Origin of the sequence: Shewanella sp. SG41-4 (assembly GCF_014164505.1) — a bacterium.
GTDB lineage: Bacteria > Pseudomonadota > Gammaproteobacteria > Enterobacterales > Shewanellaceae > Shewanella.
In genome coordinates, this window is the sequence record NZ_JACJFI010000213.1 from 1 (window position 1) to 7,285 (window position 7,285).

The 7,285-nt window shown below is 43.1% G+C and carries 7 protein-coding genes; 5 read left to right on the forward strand and 2 right to left on the reverse strand.

What is annotated here, in order from left to right:
* Positions 1-202: hypothetical protein (locus H5202_RS24020; RefSeq protein WP_220493908.1), on the forward strand; the 202-nt coding region annotated here is incomplete at its 5' end.
* A 272-nt stretch (positions 203-474) separates the two neighbouring features.
* On the opposite strand, the gene H5202_RS16210 is transcribed toward H5202_RS24020, so the two are convergent.
* Both H5202_RS16210 and H5202_RS16215 read right to left on the reverse strand, forming a co-directional pair.
* Positions 475-834 (reverse strand): hypothetical protein, encoded by a 360-nt coding sequence (locus H5202_RS16210; RefSeq protein ID WP_182772992.1) that lies wholly within the window; start codon positions 832-834, stop codon positions 475-477.
* A 1,391-nt stretch (positions 835-2,225) separates the two neighbouring features.
* Complete coding sequence (locus H5202_RS16215; RefSeq protein ID WP_182772993.1) at positions 2,226-2,864, reverse strand: NAD(P)-dependent oxidoreductase; 639 nt, start codon at positions 2,862-2,864, stop codon at positions 2,226-2,228.
* A 203-nt stretch (positions 2,865-3,067) separates the two neighbouring features.
* Here H5202_RS16215 and H5202_RS16220 point away from each other — a divergent pair, with 203 nt between their 5' ends.
* From H5202_RS16220 to H5202_RS16235, 4 genes are read left to right on the forward strand one after another with little or no spacing between them, the layout of a single operon-like run.
* The gene (locus H5202_RS16220) at positions 3,068-4,579 is read left to right on the forward strand and encodes a cryptochrome/deoxyribodipyrimidine photo-lyase family protein (RefSeq protein WP_182772994.1); all 1,512 of its coding nucleotides are present in this window, start codon (positions 3,068-3,070) and stop codon (positions 4,577-4,579) included.
* Positions 4,569-4,709: a DUF2256 domain-containing protein gene (locus tag H5202_RS16225; protein ID WP_011636257.1), complete on the forward strand. Its 141-nt coding sequence runs from the start codon at positions 4,569-4,571 to the stop codon at positions 4,707-4,709. The genes H5202_RS16220 and H5202_RS16225 overlap by 11 nt, the downstream gene beginning before the upstream one ends.
* An 11-nt stretch (positions 4,710-4,720) precedes the next feature.
* Positions 4,721-6,307, forward strand: coding sequence for a cryptochrome/photolyase family protein (locus H5202_RS16230; RefSeq protein WP_123883677.1), 1,587 nt, complete (start codon positions 4,721-4,723; stop codon positions 6,305-6,307).
* 28 nt (positions 6,308-6,335) lie between these two features.
* The gene (locus tag H5202_RS16235; RefSeq protein WP_123883678.1) at positions 6,336-7,235 is read left to right on the forward strand and encodes a LysR family transcriptional regulator; all 900 of its coding nucleotides are present in this window, start codon (positions 6,336-6,338) and stop codon (positions 7,233-7,235) included.
* Positions 7,236-7,285: the final 50 nt, after the last annotated feature.

Here is a 7,285-nt window from a genome sequence, read left to right on the forward strand (position 1 = left end):
TAAGATCGCAAGGTTCCACCCTGCACGGGCCAAAAGGGGATCAACAGCAATCCCCTCTTGGATCACCCCTGCCGTTCCGGCAACATTTTCGCTTTTTAACCAAACAACAGCAGCGAAAAAATTGCGACGGAAATTGATCCAGCTTTTAACTTCGTCTGTAACCGTCTTCGGCCCATCTTATTGTAAAGAGAGAAAATGCTAACGCTTCCGATGGTACATCCTGTACCGCGAAAGCTAGCCTGACGTCCTGTCAGGCTCACGCATTCTTTTATAAAGAGTCTTCAACGGCCTCAAGTTCAGAGTTGAATTTAGACTTTTGCAAGCGTTACTAACTCGTTTGTGGACAGAAACGATTTAGATGCTAAGCTCTAATTAGTGAGTTTCGGATTAAAATTTCTATGGTTTAACGTTACGAGCATGCGCTCGAACTTTTGAACGTCGCGGGGGACAGTAGGCCCCGAATGACAAATATTGTTATGTGTGAATTTGAAATAGAAGCTCCCCGCCAGATATTTTTATATTGCCAAAATTACCGGTAAGCTCAAATCCACTATCGACTACCTGCAATGTATCAATGTTGCCATAATCAATTGAACCGTCTGGATCAATTGATGGTATTACAACTGATTTGGGCTTTAAACCAGATACAGAAACTGCATTAGTGAATTGAAGTATTGCTTTTCGGTAGCACGTATATTCATTTAACTTTGACTCGGCATAATATCTGGACTCAGGCCAGATGCTGGCCTCAAGCTCAAAGCAAAGACAGTTATTCTCATAACTCCAATCTAAAACGAAAGAGTCAGTGAGATTGATACCTTTTAATACTTCCATTTGACTCCAACCCATAGTCATTCACATATAACGCCCCGCTATTAAGTGAACTGTAAATTTAGGTACAAGGCAACTGATAATCGAGATGACTAACCATACAAGGTGAAATGTTGTGATTTCAAAGCCTCTCTCGAACGAAAACGATTCGGATATAACCAATGCTATTCCCATATAACCACCAAATGTAAATGTATAAACACTCGGTAATATCAGCGCATAAGATAACTTTTTTTGAACGATTAACGATATCGCATACGAAACAATAAAGCATATCGTAAATGGGAGCAGTCCAATAAAAACGCTATTCCTTATAATAATAAAGGTTGGCGATAACGCTAAAAAAGCGCCTGCTAACACAGCAAAAAATATGGTAACTATATTTAATGTTTTAAGTATACGACTATCCATATGGTTCATTTAACGTTTAGTATTTATGCGTTGCGTATTTATCTCGTTAGACCAGTGAAAACACGCACAGTTAACTATCTGTATGCAAATAACTTATCAGCTTTCAATTAAATACACCATACTGAAAAACGCGCATGTGAATTGACTTAAAAACGCTCAAAACTAATTAAGTTTGAATATGACGGTATACCCATCCAGTTTCGCTCACTCATGATGAACTCTATATGGATTGGATAAACTGGGTCAGCTAAGGATTAGGAAAGCGAGATAACTATCCATTCCAAACACGTTTTGGGGCAAAAACGAGTTAGTTTTCTTGACTTGGAAATGGACCGGTTCAACATTTAAATTGAGGGCGTTGAAGACTTTTTATACAAGAATGCGTGAAGCTCACATGGCCTTTCTCGCACATTCATGTGCTACAAGGCATTCAGGCATCCTGCCTATCAGATGTCAGGCTAGCTTTCGCGGTACAGGTCGTTCTTTGGCGTCCTGCCATCACGACATTCGTGAATCCATTCACATCAGATGTACCATCGGAAGCGTCAGCATTTTCACTCCTTATTACAAGATGGACCGAAGCAGGATTCAAACAAGGCCAAAAGCGAGATTAATTTCCGTCGCGACCTTTTCGCTGTTCAGAAAATGTTGCCGGAACGCTGAGGGTTTGCAAAGGGGTACAAGCGCTTTACCCATTTGGTCTGGTGTGGGCGAAGCGCCACGACGTTAGTGGCCGTAGGCCATACCTTAAATTCACTTTTAGCCAAAAACGTTTTAAAACAGACTCAAATTACATAACCTGTAACTGATAACCCAATATAATTTTTTGAGTAAAATGCGCTCAAATATTACCGAGTAACGGCTATGGCCTAATACAAATTCAACCATTGTTTGCCTAATCGATATAACCACCTATGTACCTGATAAAGCATAAAAAACAGGCCATTTTGGCCTGTTTCGATTAATCACCCACCAAATATCACTTAGTAAGCAACGCTAATACGTTGATTAACATGCTTAGCATTTTCGGCTTCATCGAGCATGGCTTTGGCATAATCCACTACTGATACTCGGCTTTGGCCTAGTGCATCGGTAAAAAATTCGTTGCCGCCTAAACGGTATTGGCCTTCTGACTCGCCAGGGAAGATAATCGCTGCAGGGCTAACATAAGTCCACTCGATAGCAGAATCTGTATCACGGAACACAGCTAGTGCCTCACCTTGGGCGATGGCTTCGGCTTTATAATCTTCAGGAAACTCTGGTGTTGACACTAACGTCAAGCCTGGTGCGACTTCTAAGCTACCTGCACCGCCAACCCACAACAAACGCGGTGTGCCAGCTTTAGGCAAGTGTTGCAATAATTGCTTAGCGGTTTGAGAAACTACTTCATGGTTTTGTGCGATGCGGCCACCGATTGACGCTATAACAACATCAACGTCGGCAAATGCGCTAGCTATGGCATCGCTTGTCATAGTGGTTAAATCAAGCGTACGTACGGCCACATCTTGAGTGACTTTGCTGGCGTCGCGCACTACGGCAACCACTTCATGGCCTCGGCTTATCGCTTGTTGCATGATAGTGCCACCAATCCAACCTGTTGCGCCTAATACTGCTAATTTCATTTTGTGTCTCGCTCTATTAATTATCAATGGAGCTAGTGTAGTGGGTAATCTTTTAGAGATAAATATCGATTATTACGCTTAATTGTATCATTTAAAGATACAAATTAAGGTGTGAAATCATTACGTAATAGTGTCCTTAAAAGCAATCTAAACGGCAGGCTAGTGCGTATCTAATGGCTCATTCATCATGAGATTTTGGCGCCATGCCCGACACAATCAAACAAGCTATTAATATTGTCTGGTTTAAACGCGACTTGCGCTTGTCTGATCATCAACCGCTCGTCGATGCATTTAACCACAATTTACCCTGCTTGCTCATTTACACCTTTGAGCCATTTATGCTGGCTGACTCGCATTATAATGAACGCCATTGGCGCTTTGTGTGGCAGTCGCTGCAAGATATGAATCAACAACTGCTCCGATTTAACGGACAGGTGTATATGTTCAGTATGCCGATGATTGACTTACTAGATGAGATATCCCAAACATTTGAAATTAAAAATATTTATAGTCATCAAGAGATAGGTTTACACAACAGCTTTGAACGCGATAAAACGGTTGCTCGCTGGTGTAATCAACAGCAAGTTAATTGGCAGCAGTCGCCTACTGGAGCTGTAGTTCGTGGCCGAAAAAATCGTCAGGCATGGGATCAACACTGGCAACAAGTAATGAACAGCCCTATTGCCATCCCCAACTGGCAACTATGTCAGTTACAAAAACTCGATAATCATCAAGACCCGACTCTTGATCATGCCATCATGGCACACCATGATCAGTTTCAAATAGGTGGCCCCAAAGCAGCCAGAACAATACTGAGCAGTTTTTTAACCCATCGGGGTAAAGACTATCAACGCAGTATTTCTAGCCCCAGTTTGAGCCGCACCCACTGCTCACGCTTATCGCCTTATTTAGCGTGGGGAAACATCAGTCTAAAGCAGGTATATCAAGCAACATTAACACGTTATAACGAGGTGCAAGCCAGCAATAAAGCGTGGAAAAAACCGTTATTGGCGATGATGTCTCGTTTACATTGGCATTGCCATTTTATGCAAAAATTTGAAAGCCAATGCAGCATGGAATTTACCCCGTTTAACCCTGGGTATGTTGATTATCCCTACCGTACCGACGACAAAGTGCAGCAAGATATTCAACGCTGGGCTGACGGCCAAACGGGGATCCCCATTATCGATGCCTGTATGCGTTGTTTAAAAAAAACCGGCTATATCAACTTTAGAATGCGCGCCATGCTAGTCAGCTTTGTGACTCACCATCTCAATATTGCCTGGCAGCATGCCAGCTTACCGCTAGCCAATTATTTTCTCGATTTCGAACCCGGGATCCATTATCCGCAACTGCAAATGCAAGCCTCGGTCACAGGTATTAACACCATAAGGTTATATAACCCCGTAAAGCAGTCACAGGACCAAGACCCACGCGGTGAGTTTATTCGATTGTGGTGCTCAGAGCTCACCAATTTACCCAATGAGTATATTCATCAACCTTGGCAACCGCCTATGGAAGCGATTTTTAACGACATTATTTTAGGTCGTGACTATCCAGAGCCAATGATTAATTTAACTCAAGCATCACAAACTGCCCGCGATCGTTTATGGTCGTATCGCGAACAACCTCAAGTTAAACAGCATATTGTTGCGGTATTAACCCGTCATGTACGCCCAAAGCCCAAACAGAAGAAGGCTCGCCATGACACATAAAAAACCACATTTAGCCCATAAAATCTGTTTGGTATGCCAACGCCCTTTTGCATGGCGTAAAAAATGGGCCAAAGATTGGGACAACGTTAAATATTGTTCTGAACGCTGTCGCCGACATAAATCTGAATAAAGGTAATCACCATGACGACGCTTTACACCAATGCTTCACCGACACTATTGCCAGAAACCAGCACATTGAGACTCATCTTGGGCGATCAACTTAATGCGTCACACTCCTGGTTTAAACAAGTCGATCCTAATGTGGTGTATTTGATTGCCGAGTTGGGACAAGAAGCAAACTACGTCACTCATCATGTGCAAAAGATCTGTGCCTTTTTTGCCTCTATGGCGCAATTTGCACAGGCCTTAGCCAAGAGTGGTCATCAAGTGATGTACCTAACATTAGATGACACCCAGCACTATGCTGATCTCCCTGCATTACTTGAAAATATCACCACAACCCAGCAACTGACGATATTTGAATATCAACAGCCTGATGAATATCGCTTAGCGCAACAATTGAGTGAACTCGCACTGCCAAAGGTGAGTAAAAACAGCTATGACACAGAGCATTTCTTACTGCCATTTGCCGATATTCAGCTCGAATTTACACCGAATAAACATGTGAAAATGGAGTTTTTTTATCGACGCATGCGCAAACGCTTTAATGTATTAATGCAAGAGGGTGAACCATTAGGTGGCCAATGGAATTTTGACCAGCAAAACCGTGCGAGCTTTAAAAAGAATGACCTTGCTGATGTTCCTGCGCCCTTGGTATTTGCTAACGATGTCAGTGATATTTTAGCCCGCCTTAAGCGCCATAACATCAACACCATAGGTAAGGCAGAAAGCCAATTATTATGGCCAGTAAATCGACGCCAATCGCGTGAGTTACTCGACTTTTTTTGCCAGCATTTATTGATCCGCTTTGGCCATTTCCAAGATGCGATGACCGAAAATAGCCGTGCGGATTGGAGCTTATATCATTCAAGGCTATCGTTTGCGCTTAACGCTAAAATTATTTCCCCCAGTGAAGTGATTAATAAAGTCATCGCGCATTGGCAAGCGCATCAACATGATATTTCACTGGCTCAAGTTGAAGGTTTTGTTAGGCAAATACTTGGCTGGCGTGAATATGTTCGCGGTATTTATTGGGGCAATATGCCTAACTACGCCACTAAAAATGCCTTACAAGCACTGCGGCCGCTACCAGGATATTTTTGGACCGCCAACACCAAGATGAATTGCATGCACCTCGCCATAAAACAGTCGCTCGATTATGCCTATGCCCACCATATTCAAAGATTGATGGTGACTGGCTGCTTTAGTTTACTCGCGGGTATCAATCCAGATGAAGTCGACCACTGGTATTTAGGCATTTACATTGATGCCATCGAATGGGTCGAAATGCCCAATACGCGCGGAATGACCCAATTTGCCGACGGCGGAATTGTGGCCACAAAACCTTATGCCGCCAGCGGTAACTATTTGAATAAAATGAGCGACTATTGCAAAAGCTGCCATTACAATGTCAAACTCAAGACAGAACATAACGCCTGCCCATTCAACAGTTTATATTGGCATTTTATTCAGCGGCATCAAGACCAATTTAAACGTAACCCTCGCATGGCAATGGTATATAAAAACTGGCAAAAAATGGATGTGCACACGCAACAGGCCATTATTAACAAAGCCGATAGCCTATTGGAAAATATAGAAAGCTTATAACCTTTAGTTGTCGGGATAGGATGATGTTATGGACAAAATATCTGCTATGCGCAGCTTTGTTGAAGTGGCCAGTTGTGGCAGCTTTACCCAAGCCGCTGAGCAACTCGGTTTAAGCCGTTTACAAGTATCACGGCACATTAAAGAAGTTGAACAGTGGTTAGCGTTACGATTATTACACCGCACCACTCGCCGAGTAAGCCTAACCTTACAGGGCGAAGAAGCACTTAATTACTGCCAGCGTATTTTAAGTGAAGTCACCGCCATGGAAAGCCGTGCAATTAGTCATAATAACGAACTAGTGGGCACTATCCGTATCGCTTCGCCCATTGGCCTTGGGCAACAAAAACTGTATGACGTGGTTGAGGCTTTTTGCCAACAACATCCGCAAGTGAATATTCAATTGTTACTGTCGGATAATGTCTCGCAACTGGTGAATGACAGAGTCGATATCGCCCTGCGTTACACCCACCAGCCTGATGAAAGCTTAATCGCCAGACGCTTAATGCATATCGACAGTGTGATTTGCGCATCCCCTGACTATCTCGCTAAACATTCAACCATATTGTCGGCTAACGACTTATTGCAACACAACTGTTTGCGCCACTCGAGTCAGCAACACTGGGAAATTATTGCCGATTCACAGCCTTATTTATTGGATGTGAGCGGCAATTTACAAGCCAACGACATGGGCGTATTGATCAATGCGGCACTTCGTGGCAACGGTATAGTGTGTTTGCCAACCGATTTAGCCAACCATTATCTTAAACGAGGTGAGTTAACCGAAGTGCTGCCCAATACTACCGCGCCAGGAAAAACCTTATGGGCGGTCTATTTGTCACGCAGTTATCAGCAAACGGTCGTCAGAGCCTTTATCGACTTTACCGCCAATGCTTGGCAGCAAGACATTAAAAAATGGCAAGCAAGCTAGAGTGACGGAATGACTGATTGAATGATTGAATGATTGAATGACTAATCGCT

Excerpts from the sequence above, each read along its gene's own strand:
- H5202_RS16210 (WP_182772992.1), bottom strand. The coding sequence starts at position 834 with ATGGAAGTATTAAAAGGTATCAATCTCACTGACTCTTTCGTTTTAGAT.
- H5202_RS16225 (WP_011636257.1), top strand. The coding sequence starts at position 4,569 with ATGACACATAAAAAACCACATTTAGCCCATAAAATCTGTTTGGTATGC.
- H5202_RS16235 (WP_123883678.1), top strand. The coding sequence starts at position 6,336 with ATGGACAAAATATCTGCTATGCGCAGCTTTGTTGAAGTGGCCAGTTGT.
- H5202_RS16230 (WP_123883677.1), top strand. The coding sequence starts at position 4,721 with ATGACGACGCTTTACACCAATGCTTCACCGACACTATTGCCAGAAACC.
- H5202_RS16215 (WP_182772993.1), bottom strand. The coding sequence starts at position 2,864 with ATGAAATTAGCAGTATTAGGCGCAACAGGTTGGATTGGTGGCACTATC.
- H5202_RS16220 (WP_182772994.1), top strand. The coding sequence starts at position 3,068 with ATGCCCGACACAATCAAACAAGCTATTAATATTGTCTGGTTTAAACGC.